The sequence below is a fragment of the Kocuria palustris genome (assembly GCF_016907795.1).
GTDB lineage: Bacteria > Actinomycetota > Actinomycetes > Actinomycetales > Micrococcaceae > Kocuria > Kocuria palustris.
Genome location: NZ_JAFBCR010000001.1, coordinates 2,515,517 through 2,532,797 on the forward strand (window position 1 = coordinate 2,515,517; position 17,281 = coordinate 2,532,797).

Here is a 17,281-nt window from a genome sequence, read left to right on the forward strand (position 1 = left end):
CTCGCGGGGCGAGGGGGGACGATCACTGGTGCCAGGGCCGCCGGCGCGCGCACGCCGCGGAGGGACCGGTGTCACCCGGCGCCGGTCCTGGCGGGGAGCTCCAGCGGGGGGGGGTGTCACGCGGACGAGTGCCGGTCCACCGAGGGGACCGGCACTGAGAAGGTTTGACGCGGCTGCAGCGACATCGCCCATGGCGGGGCCGTCGGGACGTGCCACCGCGCCGTCCAGAACGTCACGATCATCATGACGCGGATCGAGCGCTTCTGCGAGAGCACCGTCGCCGCCCGCGCCGGGAGCTCGGCGAGATCGTGTGCTCCGAGGCCCGGACGGCGGTCGATGAGCCGGAGTCCGCTGCTGTCGATCGAGCCGTTGCGGGGAGTCCGGCGTATGCGCGTCATGACAGCAGCCATCGCCGGGATCGAGCGGACCTCCGACCGGCGCCGATGCCGGGCACGTCCTGCGGGGAGGAGGGTCGCGTGGCGCTCTGCGCCACGCGGGGATCGTCTGCGGCATCAGTCCACCGCATCCGGTGGGAGGGGACAGGGTCCGGGCGTGCCGTCACCTGCCCCCTCACCACGGGATGCGGTGGGCGGTGGTCACCGGATGGCGGAGCGGATGGCGGCGGCCGCGGCGGCGACGTCCGATGCGCTGTAGATGGCGCTGCCCGCGACGGCCACGTCTGCTCCCGCCTGCTGGACGGCCTCGACAGAGTCCGCACTGACGCCGCCGGCGACGGAGAACGGGACCTCGGCGGCCTTGCCGGCGGAGAGCAGGGCGTCGAGGCTGTAGCCGTCCTCCGCCTGCTCGTCGAGGCCGGCGTGCATCTCCACGAAGACGGCGCCGAGGGCGACGACCTCTCGGGCCCGTGCGGCCTTGTCGGACACGCCGATCAGATCGACGACGACGCCCTTGCCGTGCTTGGTCGCCGCGGCGACCGCGCCGGCGATCGTGCTGTCACCGGCGACGCCGAGCACGGTGACCAGATCGGCTCCGGCGGAGAAGGCGATGTCAGCTTCCAGCTCGCCGGCATCCATGGTCTTGAGATCGGCGAAGACGGTCTTGTCGGGGTGGGCGGCCTTGACCGCCGTGATCGCCGCGAGGCCCTCGCTCTTGATCAGAGGGGTGCCGAGCTCGAGGATGTCGACGTAGGGGGCGGCCTTCGCGGCGAGGTCGAGGGCGGATTCGGTGGTCAGGGTGTCCATGGCGAACTGCAGTCGCATGTCAGGGTGTCTCTTTCTCGTGGTGGTGTCGATGATGGAACGGGGAAGAAAGGTCATTCGAGGTTGGCATGACGGGGCCAGAGCGCATCCGCACTCTGTCCGCTCTTCTGCCACAGGACGTCGAAGAGAGCGTCGCCGACGAGGACGAGGAGCTGCTCGAAGAGGCTGCCGGCGTACTGGGCCGACTGCTGCTCGGACCGGTCTGTCTTCGTCGCCGCACGGATGACCAGGACGGCGTGGGACAGCTGAGCAAGCGGTGACTCGGGGTCGGTCGTGATCCCGATGACGCGGGCACCGACGGATCGCGCCGTCTCAGCCGCGCTCACCACCCCCGAGGTCGTGCCGGAACCGCTGGCGGTCAGGAGCAGATCGCCCTCTCCGATCGCCGGGGTCGTCGTCTCACCGACGACGTGGACCTCCAGTCCGAGGTGCATGAGGCGCATGGCCGTCATCCGCAGCGCGAGCCCGGAGCGTCCAGCGCCGTGGACGAAGACCCGCCGGGCGTCCGCTGTCAGCTCGACGGCGGCCGCGAGCGCGGGCGCGTCGGGAAGGGCAGCTGCCCCCTCGATCTCGTTGACGATCCGCGTCAGCGAATCCTGAATGCCTCGTTCTTCCATGTCGACCATCTTGGGCCGGTCCGCGGCGGTTCACTGCTGCCCGATGAGCGGGGCGCCCCGTTCAATCGGGTAGGTCTCCCAGGTCGGGCTAGAGTAGCGGGGTGAGCGACCTCCCGACCCCGCTGGAACGTGCCCGCTCCCTGTCGCGGGACCGTGCCCTGACCGAGCAGGCCGATCAGCATGCGATCACCCTCGAATCGATCCTCGCCGTGCTCCGCTCCGGCCGACTCGCGGATGCTGCCGCGCGCAGGGAGGCCACGGAGATCGCCTCCTCCGCACTCATCCGTGCTCGTTCGGTCCATGCGCAGCAGGAGAGCGTGCTCGAGCCGGTGGCCGAGGCATTCTCGCGCCTGCGCACCGAACTGCGTCCTCTGATCCGCTCCGGGCCACTGCAGGTCCAGTTCGCCGAGCCTCCTGCGCGAGGACGGGCGCTGCCGGGCCCGGTCGCTCGGGAAGCCCGCGCCATCTCCCGCACAGCAGTGCTCTCGCTCATGGACCGCGCGGACGCTGCACGCGCCCGGATCGGCTGGGACTGCGATGGCCGCAACCTGCTGATGGAGGTCCGTGACGACGGGGGAACCGCGGTGACGGCGGACAACGACACACTGCGTCCGATCGTGGAGCGGGTGGCGGCGCTCGACGGAACCATGGACGTGGAGACGACCCCGGGCTGGGGGACGACGCTGCGGATCGAGATCCCGCTGGACCCACCCAGCGCAGCGCTCACCGTGGAGGGCGCCGAGGAGCTCACCGATCGCGAGAAGCAGGTGCTGCGCCTGGTCGCGACCGGGATCTCGAACCAGCGCATCGGCGACCAGCTCGGGATCACGGCGAACACCGTGAAGTACCACGTGGCCAACTTGCTGCGGAAATACGGCGCCCGCACGCGCGCCGAGCTCGCAAGCATCACTCACTCCCATGATGCGCACCATCCGAGCTCCCGGACTCGATAGCGGGCCTCGGTCCGGACGGTGACTGCGGTGCCCCGACCTGGCACCCGGCGCGGAAGATCCCACCATCACCGGTCGGCCAGCACTGCGAGCGGCGGCGTACCCGCAGCATGGGCGTGGGTCCGGGCTGTCGAGCGATGGTGACCACCAGCGGACATGGTGCGCATCCTTCTGGGCCGCCCATCGGCCACGCCAGAAGAGTCACCTATCCTTGCGGCGGTCCCCCTTCTCAGGCCTTGAGCACGCGGCACCGACATTCTGCCGACCAACCCCTGGGCGCGCCTCGGGGCGGGCCGAGGCGCACTCCGGGTGGGCGGGCACGAGGCTCAGATCAGGCCGTGCTCCTCGAGGAGCTGACCGATCTCTCCGTGCTCGAGCCGGTCACGCAGGTAGCTGCGCAGCGCGGCTGGGCCGGGGATCTCCACCTTCTTGCCGTCGCGCATGCGCGCCGAGGCCTCGAGGAGGTCGCGCACGTCGTACGTGGAGCCCCAGGTCTCCGGCACGCCGCGCTCCACGTCGAGGAGCTCGTAGACGGCCTCCATGCCGGTGCGCACCGAGTACTCGGTGGTGAAGATCGTGTCGCGGCCGGTCTCCGCGAACTGCCCGAGGAACGCGAAGTTCTCGGCACCCTCCGGGACGACCCGAGGGCGATCCCCAGCGCGGCGGGGCATGAAGAAGCTCGTCACGTAGGGCATCATCACCGGCACGCACCGGGCGCCGGTCGCCGCGAGCTCAGGGATCCCCTCCACGGGCACACCCAGGTGGTAGAGCCACTCCTGGGTGATCTCCTCACCGGTGCACTGCGACAGGGGCTTCTTCACGTAGTCGCCCTCGACGTCGACGAACAGGCCGTAGACCCAGACGACGATCTGATCCTTCGGCTGCTTCTTGAAGTGCGGCTGGCGATTGACCGTCCAGCTCAGCAGCCAGGAGGAGTCCTCGGCGGTGACGATGCCGCCGGTGACCACGCGGCCGCTGAACGGATCGCGCTGGGCGATGCGCTCGATGTAGGCCGGGATGCGCTGATCGAGCGTCGTGACCGTGGCCGATTCCCACTTCGTCTCCTCGATCGAGGAGCAGAAGACCTCCGGGCGCCCGAACGACGGGTCCTTCTTCGCGATGCGCTTCCACAGGTCCCAGGCCGGGGCCGGGCCCTCATGGAGCACAGCGGGGGTGTGGTGGTCACCGTCAGCGGAGTTGTCCACGAGCGATCCGATCGTCATCAGCGCGAGGTCGTGCTCACCGAGCTCGATGGTCTCCTCGGCGCCGTCGCGGCGGCAGTGGATCGCGGTGGCGCGGATCTCGCCGTTGCGGTGGGCGAAGTCCACATCGAGGACCTCGGTGCCGGACTGGAAGACGACGCCGTGTTCGGTGAGGTAGTGCATGAGCGGCAGGACGAAGGACTCGTACTGGTTGTACTTCGTGAATTTCAGCGCCGTGAAATCGGGCAGTCCGCCGATGTGGTGGACGAACCTGTGGAGATAGAGCTTGAACTCGAGCGCGGAGTGCCACTCCTCGAAGGCGAACATCGTCCGCCAGTACATCCAGAACGGCGAGTCGAGGAACTCACGGCCCATCACCTCGTCGATGCGCTTGCCCTCCATCTCCGCGCGCTCGGCGAGAAAGACCCTGAGCAGGTCCTTCTGCGCCCGCTTCGGCAGGCTGAAGCGGCCCTCGTGGCCCGCGTCCTCGCCCTGACGCACGGTGGCCCGGCGCAGCGAGTAGTTGGGGTCGTCCTTGTTGAGCCAGTAGAACTCGTCGAGCACGGAGGCGTCCTCGAGCTCGAGGGAGGGGATGGAGCGCATCATGTCCCACAGGCACTCCATGTGGTCCTCCAGCTCCCGGCCGCCGCGGATGACGAAGCCCTTGTCCGGCACGTCAAGGCCGTCGAGCGCACCGCCGGCGACGTCGCCCTTCTCGAGGATCGTGACGTTGGCACCGGGGACCCCGGCGTCGCGGATCAGGAAGACGGCAGCCGCGAGCCCGGCCAGCCCGCTGCCGACGATGTAGGCCTTCGTCTCCTGGGCGTGCTGTGCGGGGCGGGGACGCGCGAACGCCTCGTAGTTACCTGCTGTGTGCTGCATGGTCCATCCTTCCCGACGCGTGCCGGATGCCGATCACCCGGCCTGCATTTTGAGCGTACTCAAGATTGAGTCGACTACAATGGTTGTATGGAAACTCGGAATGGCACGGGGCTGGGGCTGTCGGCGACGCTGGGCAGGCGCGAGCGGGCGAAGGCGGAGAAGCACGCCCGCATCCTCGCCGCGGCGCGCGCGCTGTTCGAGGAGGGCGGATTCCAGCGGACCTCGATGAGCGAGGTCGCGCGCGCGGCGGATGTGGCCGAGGGGACCGTCTTCCAGTACGCCGCGACGAAGACGGAGCTGCTCATGATGGTCGTCGATGCGCTCTGGGGAGCCCACGAGCGCGCGACGGCCAGTCCTCCGCTCTCTGCGTTCGCCGCGCCCGGCGGGTCCGATACACCACCGCCGGCAGGGGAGATCGCGGACCAGATCGCGGCGCTCATCTCGCCGCTCGTCGCCGCGATGTGCCGCTGGCCCGAGCCCGCGACATGGGTCGCCCGCGAGATCCTCTTCGGTGCAGAGATGCCGCACCGCCGGCGGGTCCTCGACCATGTCGAGAGCCTCGAGGAGCAGATCGCCTCGCGCTTGCAGGACAGTCGGGCCCACGCGTCAGGTGCGGTCGGAGTGACGCAGGACGGCGCGGCCGGAGCTGCCGGCGGGGCCCCCGGAGCGGTCGAGGCAACCGCCGCCCGGCTCATCGTCACCGGGGTGCTGGCCGAGCTCAACCGCTCCCGGCAGGGGCGCAATGAGAGCGAGAACGTCGATGCGGCTCTGCGTCGGCTCATCGATCTCGTGGTGGCAGGGGCGATCGCCTCGCGGTGACAGGCAAGCCGTCCCCATCGACACCGCCATCACGGGGACCGATGCTTTGACGAGCACGCCCTCTGTGTGACGTGCAGGGCGCGTGTACCGCCGCGAGGCGGTGCGCCGGGCTTTCCAGAAGGAGCCCAGCGGGTTCTCGGGGTCTCGATGAGAGGAGACTCCGAAAGCGGTGGAGCGCGACGGCTGCTACCTCAGCGACCTCCACGCTCTCATCGGCACGATCGGCGTGGCCGTCCCCCATCTCCGCCCGGGCCCCTGCCTCCCCCGTGGCTGGTCGAGCGGTGTAAGCGCGCCGGAGCAGCCCTGATCCCGGTCGTCGCGGACTGCTATCTCGCCGGGGTCTGCACCCACCGGAGGACTCTGCCCACGCGCCGACGCGCTGGCGCCGAAAGTCCGGGAGGGCGGGGGCGTGATCTCGCCGTCGTCCCCCTCGCGATAGGCATGAACGGGGACGGGCACCGCGAAGTGCTCGGCATGCGGGTTGCGACCAGCGAGACCGGAGCTGCGTGGAACGGGTTCCTCGCCGGCAGGGTCGCCCGCGTCCCACCGTGTTCCGGGTTCGCGGATCGGCCTCAGGCCTTCGCCGCCTGGGTGCGGCTCCCGCGACGGCTGGATTCCAGCATCTCGGTCAGTGAGCGCGCGTCATAGCTGCCCACCATCCGACAACCATCGATGAAGAACGTCGGGGTCATCTTGGCGCCGCTCGCCTCCGCGCTCGCGATGTCCCGCTGCACCCTCGCAGCAACCTCGTCGCTGTCGAGATCCTCGATGAACGCCTCGACATCGAGGCCCAGCTCAGCCGCGTAGCCGATGAGATCCTCCCTCTCCAGCGCGTTCTGCCGAGTGAAGACGAAGTCGAGCCACGGCCAGAACATCTCCTGCTTCGCGGCCGCCTCGGCGGCCCGTGCGGCGAGGGGGCCGTGCGGATGGTGAGGCAGATGCCGCACGACGTAGCGCAGATCGTCACCGAAGCGCCCGTGCAGGTCTTCCCAGGAGCCAGTGGCGTGCGCGCAGTACGGGCACTCGAAGTCCACGAACTCCACGAGGGTGAGCCGGGCGTCCTCCGGTCCGCGGATGTGATCCACCTCGGGGTCCACCGGGGAGTCGAGCGTCATCGGGAGATCCGCCGTCTCCTCTCCCCACCGACGGGCCGCGACCTTGAAGATCGACCAGCCCAGAACAGTAGCGAGCACCATCGCCACGAGCACGCCCAGCGTCGCCTGGCGCCCCAGATCAGAGGAGGAGTCGAAAGCGAGGCTGATGACCAGCAGCGACACGGTGAAACCGATGCCCGAAAGTGCTGCCCCGCCGAACACGCTGCCCATTCCGACTCCCTCCGGCAGTCGGCCTGCGCCCATCCGAACGGCGAGGAGCGTCGCGATCCCGATTCCGAGGAGCTTGCCGAGCACGAGCCCCGCGATGACGCCCCACGTCACAGGCGAGCCCAGCGAGTCGGCCACCACCCCGCCGCCCAGGTCGACCCCGGCATTGGCCAGAGCGAAGATCGGCACGACCAGCAACGCCGTGGGGAGACGGAGGTACTCGTGCAACCGCTCGTTGACCGACACGCCCTTGGACAGCCCCCGTCCGACGGCACGCGCCGAGGAAGCGCTCGGGGATTGCCAGAAGTCGCGGAACAGCTGCCGGGCGGCGACCACCTCGTGCCGTTGCGTCGGGTAGGCGGGGATCAGAAGGCCGGCGATCATGCCCGTCAGCGAGGCGTGGATGCCGGAGGACAGAGTCGCCAGCCACAGCACGATGACGATCCCCACATACGGAGCAGCACTCCACTGCCGGGAACGGCCCAGCAGCCACAGGGCGACGAGGCAGCCGAGAGCGACCAGCAGCGGGACGGGCCGGATCTCCTCGCTGTAGAACACCCCGATGATCGACACCGCAAGGAAGTCGTCGACCACCGTGAGAGTCAGAAGGAAGACGCGAAGCTGCCCGGAAAGCCGGGGGCCGACGATCGCGAGAGCACCGAGCATGAACGCCGTGTCCGTTCCGACGACCGCCCCCCACCCGCGAAGCCCCTCACCACCGGACGCTCCGACGACCAGGACATACACCAGCGCGGGCAACGCCACGCCCGCGACACCGGCGATCGCTGCCAGGCGTGCGCGACTGCTGTCCCGCAGGGCCCCATACGCAAACTCCTGGCGCACCTCGAGACCCACGACGAAGAAGAACACGACCATGAGCCCGTCGTTGATCCAGTGGTGCAGATCCAGGTGCAACCCGAACGGGCCGACGTCGATCCCTACGCTCTGGTGCCACAACTCGAAGTAGGAAGAGGACAGCGGCGAGTTCGCCCAGAGGAGAGCGAAGGCCGTGACAATGATGAGCAGCATGGCCGATCCCGACTCCGTGCGGAGTCTTCCGACCATGCCCCGGGGGGGATGAGCTTGAGTGAGACACAGCTAGATTCTGCCTGAACATGCTGGCTAGCGGTGCCGCGGGACGGGAGGATGGCACGCAACGTCAGCGCTCGAAGAGCCGTCGATAGGGACTGCCGCACGATCAGGTCAGGTCAAGATGACCTGACCTATCCATGCGGCAGTCCCTCCTCACCTGACGTGCCACTCAGTGTTCCCCGAGATGACGACACACGATCGACATCCCGCCCTGTCCCATCGCGAGAGGCCGATTCTTCCCGTCCGTCACTATGACCGAGCGTCTCTCCACCGCTCCAACGCCCTTGCAGTGAATCTTCGACCGGTCGCGGGGAAGGTCGCAGCCTGCGAGGAAGCAAAAGGGTCGGCAGCGACGTCGAAGGGAGGGCCCCCTGAGAGGATCAGCGGATGCGTTAAGCGGGTCAAAACTGCACGAATGATCATTCTGCGTCGCTACTTTGCGGTCACTTCCCGGCTTGCACGGGTGTGTTCCCCCAGGTCGGAGAAGTGTTATCCACACCCTGGACCAAGGTCCATGTACCGCCTGCCCCCTGAGCTCTAGATTCCTCGGCAATCGGGGTTGTCGAGCGGATGGGGGTCCGTGATGGCTGCAGTGCTGCAGGGGCAGACGCGCCCACGGGGCGTGTCTGCGGTGCGTGGGCGTCGTCGAGCCGGACAGGTCGAGGAGTCGCAGCTCAGCTCACGGGTGATCGCCGAGGTCCGCGAGCAGGTGCGTCGTCGGGGTCTGGATCCGTTCGATGCGCCCACCGAGGTGGCCTCGATCGTCGACGCCGTCCTGAATGAGCACGATCAGATCTCGGCGCGCACGGGCTCCGCGTCGTTCGAGGACCTGGAGGAGGTCCGCCATCGGATCCTGGACGCTGTCGCCGGCTTCGGGGTGCTGCAGCCGCTGCTCGACGACGACTCGATCGAGGAAGTGTGGATCAACGGCCCCGATGAGGTGTTCGTGGCCCGCAGCGGAGAGTCCGAGCTGACGGGGCTGCACGTGGAGCCGGAGGAGGTCCGGCAACTGGTGGAGCGGATGCTGCGACGCTCCGGCCGACGCCTGGATCTCAGCTCGCCGTTCGTGGACGCCTCCCTTCCCGACGGCTCGCGCCTGCACGTGGTCATTCCGGATGTCACCCGTGAGCACTGGTCGGTGAACATCCGCAAGTTCGTGGTGGCGGCACGACGGATCGCGGACATGGTCCGACTGGGCTCCATGAGCCCGGAGGCGGGGACGTTCCTCTCGGAGGCCACGCGGGCGGGGCTGAACATCCTGGTCTCCGGAGCCACGCAGGCGGGCAAGACCACCATGCTCAACTGCCTGTGCGCGCAGATCGACCCGCGGCAGCGCGTGGTCACGGTCGAGGAGATCTTCGAGCTGCAGATCCCGCTGCGCGACGTGGTCGGGATGCAGTGCCGGCAGGCGAACCTCGAGGGCACCGGCGAGATCCCCATGCGCCGGCTCGTGAAGGAGGCACTTCGGATGCGACCTGATCGGCTGATCGTGGGGGAGGTCCGCGAGGCCGAGTCCCTGGACATGCTCATCGCGCTGAACGCCGGCCTCCCGGGGATGGCCAGCCTGCATGCGAACTCGGCCCGGGACGCCGTCACCAAGATCTGCACCCTGCCGCTGCTCGCGGGCGAGAACATCTCCTCGGCGTTCGTGGTGCCCACCGTGGCCGCGTGCTTCGATCTGGTGGTCCACTGCCGTCGTCGCCCCGACGGGCACCGAGAGGTGGAGGAGATCCTGGCCGTCGGCACCCGGGTCGAGAACGGGATCATCGAGACGTCGACTCTGTTCCATCGGGTCGGCGGCGATCTGGTCGCAGCCGGTGCCGAGGTTCCGGCCCCGGGGAAGTTCGCTCTTGCGGGCATCTCCACCGAGCAGGTGCGCGAGTGCCTGGGCCGCAGCCGTGACGACGGGTCGGGACGATGATCACCGGTGTCCTGCTCGGGCTGCTGCTCGGGGCCGGACTGTGCCTGATCTGGTGGTCGTTCTGGACCCAGGTCACGCCGCGTGCGCAGCGACGGCGTCGTGAGGGACTTCTGCGCCGGCGCCTGGATCGTGCCGGGATGCATGCGGTGCGCCCCGGCTCGTTCGTGCTGCTGTCCGTCGTCGTGGCGGCCCTGGCCGCGGTGATCGTGTGGGCCGTGTCCGGGGGTGCGGTGTTCGGCCTGTGCGCGGGCATCGTGTCGCTGTTCGTCCCGTGGTCCCTGCTGGGGCGGCGCATGCGCCGTCGCTCGCACCAGCTGCGCACCGTGTGGCCGGACGTGGTGGACATGCTGCACTCGGCGATCCGCGCGGGGCTCTCGCTGCCCGAGGCCCTGGCCCAGCTGCAGCACCGGGGCCCGGAGATCGTGCAGCCGGCCTTCGAGCGCTTCGCCGGCGACTACCGGGCCACTGGGCAGTTCCTCCCGGCGCTGGACGCCCTCAAGGAGGAGCTCGCCGATCCGGTGGCCGACAACATCATCGAATCCCTGCGCGTCACCCGGGAGGTGGGCGGCACGGACCTGGGTCGGCTGCTCGGCACGCTCTCCGAGTTCCTGCGCGAGAACTCGCGGACCCGCAGCGAGCTGGAGGCCCGGCAGTCGTGGACGGTCAATGCGGCGCGGCTGTCCGTGGCCGCGCCCTGGCTCATCCTGCTGCTCATGGCCAGCCAGCCGGCGGCCGTGAGCGCCTATGACAGCCCGGCTGGCGCGGTCGTGCTGCTCGGCGGTCTGGCGATCTCCGCGATCGCCTATCGCCTCATGCTGCGCCTCGGTGCTCTGCCCGAACCGGAGCGGGTGCTCCAATGAGCCTGCCTTTCGCCATCCCGCTGATCATCGGCACCGTGCTGGGGCTCGGGCTGTGGCTGATGCTCGTGCCCGCGCCGTCCAGCTCCCGTCGTCGCTTCACGCGTCGAGTGGTGATGCAGATGCGCGCCACGGATCCAGCGGTGCGCCATGCCGAGCACGTGCGCACCCGCGACCAGCGCGGACTGCTGGCCATCGGCATGGCACTGGCCTCTCCGGTAGGACTGGGGCTGGGGCGGCGCCTCGGCGGGGATGCCCAGCGTCAGCTCCTGCGCAGGCTGGAGCGCGAGGGGGCGGGCCGCAGCCTCGCCGACTACCGGACGGAGCAGGTCCTCTGCGCCTTGGCCGGTGCGGTCATCGGCGGCGTCTGGGGCGCGGCGGCTGTCCTGCGACTCGGTGCGCCGGGGCCTGCGGTCCTGCTGCTGCTCATCGGCGGTGCGCTCAGCGGGGCCTGGGCCCGCAGCTGGTGGCTCGGGAACCGGATCTCCGGCCGCGAGACCCGCATGCTCGCCGAGTTCCCCGCGATCGCCGAGCTTCTGGCCCTGTCCGTCGGCGCAGGCGAGTCCACCCTGGGCGCCCTCGAGCGCGTGAGCCGGATCGCCGATGGAGTGCTGGCAGAGCAGTTCCGCTCCGTGCTCGATCGCACCCGCTCCGGTATCCCGCTGACCGAGTCGCTGCAGGAGTTCGCCGACCGGGTCGAGGTCACGCACATCTCCCGCTTCGTCGCGGGCATCGCCGTGGCCATGGAGCGCGGCACGCCGCTCGCCGAGGTCCTGCGCTCACAGGCCCAGGACGTCCGCGACCAGGACAAGCGCGAGCTCATGGAGATGGCCGGGCGCAAGGAGATCGCCATGATGGTGCCCCTCGTGTTCATGGTGCTCCCGCTGTCCGTGCTCTTCGCGGTGTTCCCCGGCATCGCCGTCCTGCAGCTCGATCTGTGATGACTTCCCATCCGCGTCACCCTCTCCCGAAAGGCAGCACCATGAACCGCGAGCACTACTCCCTTCCCGACGCCGTCACCGATGTCCCCGCTGCGGCTGTCCATGCGCACAGACCAGTTGAGCCGGCGGCTCTCCGGCCGCTCGATGATCCCGACCGCGGGGACGTCCCCGGCTGGGTCATGCTGACTCTCATGTCGGCGGTGCTGGTGGCCGGACTCCTGCTGATCGCACAGCCTGCCCTGGAGGGCCTGTTCAATGACGCCATCTCCCGGGTGACCGGTGGCTGAGCCTGCGACTCGCGGCCCGCAGAGGGAGGGGGACGACGGCTCCGTGGTCGCCGAGTGGGCCATGGTCGCCGGGCTCAGCGCGATCCTCTTCGCTCTCACGCTGCAGCTCGTCTTCGCCCTGCACGTGCGCAACGTGCTGATCGATGCGGCCTCCCACGGGGCGCGCTACGGGACGCTGGCGGACCGCGGTCCCGCCGATGCGCAGGAGCGCACGCGCGAGCTGATCACCGGCTCAGTGGGCGCGCGATTCGCCGGCGATGTCACCGCGGTGCCCGCCGAGGTGCAGGGAACTCCCACGCTCGAGGTCCGAGTGGTCGCGCCGCTGCCGATCGTCGGTCCCTTCGGGCCACCCGGGGCGATCGAGGTGAGCGGCCATGCCGTCGACTGGTCCTGAGGCTGCACGCTCCGGGCACGAGGACGACGAGGGCTCGGCCGTCGTCGAGTTCCTGCTCGTGGGTGTGGTCCTGCTGGTTCCGATCCTGATCTTCGTGGGCGTCCTGGCCCAGGCGCAGGCCGCGGCCTTCGCCGCCGTGGCGGCTGCCCAGCAGGGCGCGCAGGTGCTGGCCTCCCAGCCTGCCGGTGAAGTCTCGACGGGGCAGGTCCAGTCCGCCGCGGCGCTTCCGGCTGCGGATCAGGGCTTCGACGACGGCGAGATCGAGGTCTCGGTGACCTGCTCCGACGGGACGTGCGAGGAGGCCGGTGCCACGGCCACGGTCACTGCCGTGGCCACCGTGCGACTGCCCCGGATTCCGTTCGTGGGCACGGCCGAGATCGTCCAGATGGAGCACTCCTCGACAGTCGTGGTCGGGCGGTACTCATGAGGCCAGAGGAGATGCAGCCGGGTCACCCAGGGGAGGAGGACGACGGACAGATCTCGATCCTGGTGATCGGGATGATGCTCATCCTGCTGATGGCGGTGATCGTGGTGATGGCGGTGACCTCCGTGCAGCTGGCCGAGCGGAAGCTGCAGGCGCACGCCGACCACGCCGCGCTCGCGGCCGCCGACACCTTCACCGAGCTGCAGGGCACCGAGGGAGCGGGATCGGCCCCCACCGCGGTGCTCGATGACGCCTCCGTCTCCGGTGCAGCGACGTCCTACCTGGTGACGGTCGATGCCGAGCATGACCTGGACAGCCTCGCGGTCGGATCGGGAACGGGCTCCGCCGACGGTCGCACCGCCCGGGTGCATCTGACCGCGGTGGCTCGCCCGCCGGTGGTCGCGTGGTTCATCCCGGCAGGCGTTCCCGTCGAAGCCAGCGGGGAGGCCAGGGCCGAGTTCAGTCGGTGAATGGGGGAACACGCAGGTGTGGAGCCGGACGAACGCCAGCAGGACAGCAAAGCGTGACGCCAGAGCACGACTGCTTCGCAGGACGGTGCTAAACTGCCACCATCATGATCAGCCCGTTGCCGAAAGGCGCGGGCTGATTTTCTTCCTGGGAGAGGGCCCATGGTCGCTTATGACAAGCCATGGCTGTCGGTCGAGGACCAGATCAGTCGCCTCAGGTCGCATGGTCTGGTGATCGACGACGACGCCCGTGCGGCTCAGGTCCTCTCGTCCATCGGCTACTACAGACTCACTGGGTATCTGTACCCGTTCCGAGTCTCGGAGCCGTTCGACGACGAGACCGGCAGGCGTCGGATCCGAGTCCTCAGCGACTATCGACCCGGTACGCACCTGACCCACGCCGAAGAGATCATCGTCTTCGACCGTCACCTGAGGATGCTCGCCCTCGATGGGCTGGAACGGGTGGAGGTCGCCTTTCGTATGCGTACGGGATATGTCCTCGGACGGAGGTCTCCTTTCACTCATGAGGATCCGACCAACTTCACATCGTCATTCACCAGTGAGCTGGCAGAAGACGGGAGTCGCTCGACGAGCAAGCATGAGCAATGGGTCACGCGGGTCAGGGAGCGCCAGCAGAAGTCTGATGAGCAATTCGTTCAGCACTTCCACGATGCCTACGACGGTCGCATGCCGATCTGGGCCCTGACAGAGATCATGGAGCTCGGCCACCTGTCGACCTTGTACCGGGGTCTCAATCAGGCCGATGCGGAAGAGATCGCGCATGCTTTCGGAGTGCCGACGAAGAAGCTGATGACGAGCTGGCTGGGCAGCCTCAACTACGTGCGGAACGTGTCGGCTCACCACGCCCGGCTGTTCAACCGCAAGCTGCAGAACGCTCCGGGCCGCCCTGGGATCGGGCAGATTCCCGTGCTGGACCACCTCCGCGAATCGGAGGATGCCAATCGTGTCTTCGGGACGTACAGCGTCTTGGCGGTCATCGCCTATCTGCTCTCTGTCATCGATCCCTACTCCGACTGGGCAGAAAGGCTGGCTGACCTGCTGCAGAGCTTTCCGGCTTCTGACTGTCTGAGCGTCGAATCGCTCGGCGCCCCTCAGGCGTGGGAATCGCTGGACCTCTGGCGATCCTGATCGCATTCGACCTCGGCAGATCCATCGCTCAGAGTTGTTCGTGCACGTCGCATTGGGGTACCGCCCCGGACTCAACAGCTGACGCACGCCCCCGTGATCCTGAGCGTGTCGGCCTCACTCGAACTGCGCGAAGTCCGGCCGTCGCTTCTCCCGGAAGGCAGCCAGCGCTTCCGCTGACTCGGGGCTGCGCAGGCGGTCGGCGAAGACCTCGATCTCGCGCTGCATGTGCTCCAGCAGCGCGGGGACATCGCGCATCAGGGCCTTGGTCTCGGCCAGCGACGTGGCGGGGCGCGCGAGCAGCTCTGCGGCCAGGCGGCGGGCCTCGTCGTCGAGCTGATCGGTGCCGACCACGGAGGTGGCGATCCCCGTGGACAGGGCCTCCTGGGCGTCCATCGGCTGCCCCAGGGCGAACATCGCGAAGGCTCGGGCGTGGCCGATGCGCTGCGGCAGCAGCAGGGTCGAGCACGCCTCCGGCACCAGCGCCAGATCGACGAACGGGACGGTCAGCGAGGCGTCGTCGGCCAGCACCACCAGATCGCAGTGCAGCAGCATCGTGGTCCCCACGCCCACGGCACGGCCTTGGACCGCGGCGATCACGGGGGCGCCGCAGGAGATCAGCGCTCGCAGGAACTGGGTGACAGGCCACTGCTCGGCCGGGCGGTCGTCGCCGGCGAGATCCGCGAAGTCCGCCAGGTCGTTGCCGGCGGTGAACAGCCCGCCCTCGGCGCGCAGGACGACCACGCGCACGTCGGGATCCGCATCGGCGCGCTCGAGAGCCTCAGTCAGCCCGGTGTACATCTCGTGGGTCAGCGCATTGCGCTTGTCCGCCCGATCGAGCGTCACGGTGAGGACGCGGTCCTGAAGGCTGACGCTGATGCTCTGGGCCATGTGAGTGTCCTCCCGCCGGATGGTGCACGACGACGCCGCGCAGTGATGCGCGCCACTATGCCATGGGTCGTCGGGGCGGGGTCCAGGCCGTGCCTGTGCCGTCGGCGAGCTGTGATCTACTGAGCGGAGCATCAGGACATGATCTGGATCACAGAGGAAGTGGGAGACCATGCCATCGCAGGGCGGGCACATCATGGGAACGCCGTCGACCATGGGCGACGACGAGCAGCTGACCACCACGCGCCTGCTGCGCGATGCCGCGCGCAGCTTCGGCGACCAGGAGATCCTGTACCGCACGGACGACGGCGCCTGGCAGCGCACCGACTACGCCGCCACCTGGGACCGCGTCCTGCGCATGGGCTCGGCGCTGAGCGGGATGGGCATGGGTCCCGGCTCCAAGGTGGGCCTGCTGCTGTGGAACGGGCTGCACCACTTCGAGTCCTACTACTCCGTGCCGCTGACCGGGGCCACCATGGTCCAGCTCAACCTGCGCCTGGCCCCGGCGGATCTGGCCTACGTGATCGAGCACAGCGGCGTGTCCGTGATCGTGATCGATCACTCCCTGCTGGATCTGGCCCGCACGCTGCGCCGCCATGTCTCCGAGGCCATCCGCTGGATCGTCGCCTCCTACGACGAGCTGGAGGAGGGGTGGGAGGAGATCGCCGACGGCGACACGTACGAGCAGCTCGTGGCGGGATCCGAGCCGCTCGCGGACATCCCGGACATGTCCGAGCGCAGCGCCTCGGGCGCCTGCTACACGACCGGGACCACGGGCCGGCCCAAGGGCGTCTACTACTCGCACCGCTCTGTCTGGCTGCACGCCGCGTCCATGGCCTGCAACGCCGGGATCACCCTGGACGACGGCGTCATGATGCTCACGCCCATGTTCCACGTCCAGTGCTGGGGCCTGCCGTACGCGGCGACCATGGTCGGGGCGCGAGTGGTGCTGCCCGGGCGCTTCGATCTCAATGACGTCGACGGGCTGATCGACTCGATCGTCGAGTGCGGCGTCACGTTCTCCCCGGCGGCCCCGGCCATCCTCATGCCCATGCTGCGCGCCCTGAAGCGCCGCGAGGACCCGCCGCGCTTGGATCGACTGCGCTTCATCAGCGGCGGCAGCGAGCCCCCGGTGTCCATGGTCCGGTCCTTCCACGAGCTCACGGGCGCGCAGGTCATGCACCTGTACGGCGCCTCCGAGACCTCTCCGCTCGTGACGATCAACCGCATGAAGCCGGCCGTGGCCGCCAAGGTCTCCGAGGAGGAGGCCTGGCAGATGCGCAAGTACCAGGGGCTGGTGCCTGCAGGCGTGGAGGTCCGTCTCGTGGATCCGGCGGGGGAGCAGCTGCCCTGGGACGGCGAGACCGTGGGCGAGTTCCGCTACCGCGGCCCCTGGATCACCCGCTCCTACGCGGACAACCCGGAGGCCACGGAGAACGGCTTCGACGAGGACGGCTTCTGGCGCAGCGGCGACATGGGGTACCTGACCGAGCACGGCTATCTGAAGATCACCGACAGGCTCAAGGACGTCATCAAGTCCGGGGGCGAGTGGATCTCCTCGATCGACATGGAGAACGCGGTGGTCGCCCTGGACGGAGTGGTCGAGGCGACCGTGATCGGGGTGCCGCATCCCAAGTGGGAGGAGCGGCCGCTGGCGCTCGTGGTGCGCTCGGAGGGCTCGGCGGTCACGGACGAGTCGGTGCGCGAGCACCTGTCCTCGAGCTTCGCCTCCTGGCAGCTGCCGGATGAGATCCGCTTCGTGGACGAGATCGCACGGACCTCGGTGGGCAAGATCAACAAGAAGAAGCTGCGGGCCGAGTTCGAGGACGCCTACACCGAGCAGTCCTGAGGG

The 17,281-nt window shown here is 68.9% G+C and carries 17 protein-coding genes and 1 pseudogene; 12 read left to right on the forward strand and 6 right to left on the reverse strand.

Annotation, left to right across the window (positions count from 1 at the left end; genetic code table 11):
• Positions 1-116: 116 nt before the first annotated feature.
• The 3 genes from JOE55_RS11225 to hxlB form a co-directional block, all read right to left on the reverse strand.
• Positions 117-410 (reverse strand): hypothetical protein, encoded by a 294-nt coding sequence (locus JOE55_RS11225; RefSeq protein WP_204782958.1) that lies wholly within the window; start codon positions 408-410, stop codon positions 117-119.
• A 186-nt stretch (positions 411-596) separates the two neighbouring features.
• A complete protein-coding gene (gene hxlA / locus JOE55_RS11230; RefSeq protein WP_024290845.1) occupies positions 597-1,220 on the reverse strand; it encodes a 3-hexulose-6-phosphate synthase in 624 nt (207 codons plus the stop codon).
• Between the two features lie 53 nt (positions 1,221-1,273).
• A complete protein-coding gene (hxlB, locus tag JOE55_RS11235) occupies positions 1,274-1,846 on the reverse strand; it encodes a 6-phospho-3-hexuloisomerase (protein WP_006215287.1) in 573 nt (190 codons plus the stop codon).
• Positions 1,847-1,938: 92 nt separating this feature from the next.
• Here hxlB and JOE55_RS11240 point away from each other — a divergent pair, with 92 nt between their 5' ends.
• On the forward strand, positions 1,939-2,790 hold the full coding sequence (locus tag JOE55_RS11240; RefSeq protein ID WP_024290844.1) for a LuxR C-terminal-related transcriptional regulator: 852 nt from the start codon (positions 1,939-1,941) through the stop codon (positions 2,788-2,790).
• A 323-nt stretch (positions 2,791-3,113) separates the two neighbouring features.
• On the opposite strand, the gene JOE55_RS11245 is transcribed toward JOE55_RS11240, so the two are convergent.
• Positions 3,114-4,871: an oleate hydratase gene (locus JOE55_RS11245; RefSeq protein ID WP_204782959.1), complete on the reverse strand. Its 1,758-nt coding sequence runs from the start codon at positions 4,869-4,871 to the stop codon at positions 3,114-3,116.
• A gap of 87 nt (positions 4,872-4,958) precedes the next feature.
• On the opposite strand from JOE55_RS11245, the gene JOE55_RS11250 reads away from it, so the two are divergent.
• A complete protein-coding gene (locus JOE55_RS11250) occupies positions 4,959-5,690 on the forward strand; it encodes a TetR/AcrR family transcriptional regulator (protein WP_204782960.1) in 732 nt (243 codons plus the stop codon).
• 163 nt (positions 5,691-5,853) lie between these two features.
• Positions 5,854-6,230, forward strand: a pseudogene (locus JOE55_RS11255) (transposase); the annotation flags it as partial.
• A 32-nt stretch (positions 6,231-6,262) separates the two neighbouring features.
• Here JOE55_RS11255 and nhaA read toward each other — a convergent pair.
• Positions 6,263-8,077 carry a Na+/H+ antiporter NhaA gene (nhaA, locus tag JOE55_RS11260; RefSeq protein ID WP_204782961.1) on the reverse strand — a complete coding sequence of 605 codons (1,815 nt, stop codon included), beginning with the start codon at positions 8,075-8,077 and terminating at the stop codon, positions 6,263-6,265.
• Between the two features lie 712 nt (positions 8,078-8,789).
• On the opposite strand from nhaA, the gene JOE55_RS11265 reads away from it, so the two are divergent.
• From JOE55_RS11265 to JOE55_RS11300, 8 genes are all read left to right on the forward strand, one after another.
• Complete coding sequence (locus tag JOE55_RS11265) at positions 8,790-10,025, forward strand: TadA family conjugal transfer-associated ATPase (protein WP_204783288.1); 1,236 nt, start codon at positions 8,790-8,792, stop codon at positions 10,023-10,025.
• Positions 10,022-10,885: a type II secretion system F family protein gene (locus JOE55_RS11270; RefSeq protein WP_204782962.1), complete on the forward strand. Its 864-nt coding sequence runs from the start codon at positions 10,022-10,024 to the stop codon at positions 10,883-10,885. Before JOE55_RS11265 ends, JOE55_RS11270 begins: the two co-directional genes overlap by 4 nt.
• Positions 10,882-11,823, forward strand: coding sequence for a type II secretion system F family protein (locus JOE55_RS11275; RefSeq protein ID WP_204782963.1), 942 nt, complete (start codon positions 10,882-10,884; stop codon positions 11,821-11,823). Before JOE55_RS11270 ends, JOE55_RS11275 begins: the two co-directional genes overlap by 4 nt.
• A gap of 41 nt (positions 11,824-11,864) precedes the next feature.
• Positions 11,865-12,110, forward strand: coding sequence for a hypothetical protein (locus tag JOE55_RS11280; protein WP_204783314.1), 246 nt, complete (start codon positions 11,865-11,867; stop codon positions 12,108-12,110).
• On the forward strand, positions 12,103-12,504 hold the full coding sequence (locus JOE55_RS11285) for a TadE/TadG family type IV pilus assembly protein (protein ID WP_024290839.1): 402 nt from the start codon (positions 12,103-12,105) through the stop codon (positions 12,502-12,504). The genes JOE55_RS11280 and JOE55_RS11285 overlap by 8 nt, the downstream gene beginning before the upstream one ends.
• Positions 12,485-12,931 carry a hypothetical protein gene (locus tag JOE55_RS11290; RefSeq protein ID WP_204782964.1) on the forward strand — a complete coding sequence of 149 codons (447 nt, stop codon included), beginning with the start codon at positions 12,485-12,487 and terminating at the stop codon, positions 12,929-12,931. Before JOE55_RS11285 ends, JOE55_RS11290 begins: the two co-directional genes overlap by 20 nt.
• 11 nt (positions 12,932-12,942) lie before the next feature.
• Positions 12,943-13,398 (forward strand): pilus assembly protein TadG-related protein, encoded by a 456-nt coding sequence (locus tag JOE55_RS11295; RefSeq protein WP_204782965.1) that lies wholly within the window; start codon positions 12,943-12,945, stop codon positions 13,396-13,398.
• Between the two features lie 159 nt (positions 13,399-13,557).
• Positions 13,558-14,544 carry an Abi family protein gene (locus JOE55_RS11300; protein ID WP_204782966.1) on the forward strand — a complete coding sequence of 329 codons (987 nt, stop codon included), beginning with the start codon at positions 13,558-13,560 and terminating at the stop codon, positions 14,542-14,544.
• 114 nt (positions 14,545-14,658) lie between these two features.
• Here the strand turns inward: JOE55_RS11300 and JOE55_RS11305 are convergent, their stop codons facing one another.
• Positions 14,659-15,432, reverse strand: a complete 774-nt coding sequence (locus JOE55_RS11305) for an enoyl-CoA hydratase (protein ID WP_204782967.1) — start codon at positions 15,430-15,432, stop codon at positions 14,659-14,661.
• Positions 15,433-15,601: 169 nt separating this feature from the next.
• Here JOE55_RS11305 and JOE55_RS11310 point away from each other — a divergent pair, with 169 nt between their 5' ends.
• The gene (locus tag JOE55_RS11310; protein ID WP_204782968.1) at positions 15,602-17,278 is read left to right on the forward strand and encodes a long-chain-fatty-acid--CoA ligase; all 1,677 of its coding nucleotides are present in this window, start codon (positions 15,602-15,604) and stop codon (positions 17,276-17,278) included.
• The last annotated feature ends 3 nt before the right edge of the window (positions 17,279-17,281 follow it).

Bases quoted from the DNA above. Each gene is read 5' to 3' on its own strand.
- JOE55_RS11225 (WP_204782958.1), bottom strand. From the start codon at position 410: ATGGCTGCTGTCATGACGCGCATACGCCGGACTCCCCGCAACGGCTCG.
- hxlA (WP_024290845.1), bottom strand. From the start codon at position 1,220: ATGCGACTGCAGTTCGCCATGGACACCCTGACCACCGAATCCGCCCTC.
- hxlB (WP_006215287.1), bottom strand. From the start codon at position 1,846: ATGGTCGACATGGAAGAACGAGGCATTCAGGATTCGCTGACGCGGATC.
- JOE55_RS11245 (WP_204782959.1), bottom strand. From the start codon at position 4,871: ATGCAGCACACAGCAGGTAACTACGAGGCGTTCGCGCGTCCCCGCCCC.
- JOE55_RS11250 (WP_204782960.1), top strand. From the start codon at position 4,959: ATGGAAACTCGGAATGGCACGGGGCTGGGGCTGTCGGCGACGCTGGGC.
- nhaA (WP_204782961.1), bottom strand. From the start codon at position 8,077: ATGGTCGGAAGACTCCGCACGGAGTCGGGATCGGCCATGCTGCTCATC.
- JOE55_RS11270 (WP_204782962.1), top strand. From the start codon at position 10,022: ATGATCACCGGTGTCCTGCTCGGGCTGCTGCTCGGGGCCGGACTGTGC.
- JOE55_RS11275 (WP_204782963.1), top strand. From the start codon at position 10,882: ATGAGCCTGCCTTTCGCCATCCCGCTGATCATCGGCACCGTGCTGGGG.
- JOE55_RS11280 (WP_204783314.1), top strand. From the start codon at position 11,865: ATGAACCGCGAGCACTACTCCCTTCCCGACGCCGTCACCGATGTCCCC.
- JOE55_RS11290 (WP_204782964.1), top strand. From the start codon at position 12,485: ATGCCGTCGACTGGTCCTGAGGCTGCACGCTCCGGGCACGAGGACGAC.
- JOE55_RS11295 (WP_204782965.1), top strand. From the start codon at position 12,943: ATGCAGCCGGGTCACCCAGGGGAGGAGGACGACGGACAGATCTCGATC.
- JOE55_RS11300 (WP_204782966.1), top strand. From the start codon at position 13,558: ATGGTCGCTTATGACAAGCCATGGCTGTCGGTCGAGGACCAGATCAGT.
- JOE55_RS11305 (WP_204782967.1), bottom strand. From the start codon at position 15,432: ATGGCCCAGAGCATCAGCGTCAGCCTTCAGGACCGCGTCCTCACCGTG.
- JOE55_RS11310 (WP_204782968.1), top strand. From the start codon at position 15,602: ATGCCATCGCAGGGCGGGCACATCATGGGAACGCCGTCGACCATGGGC.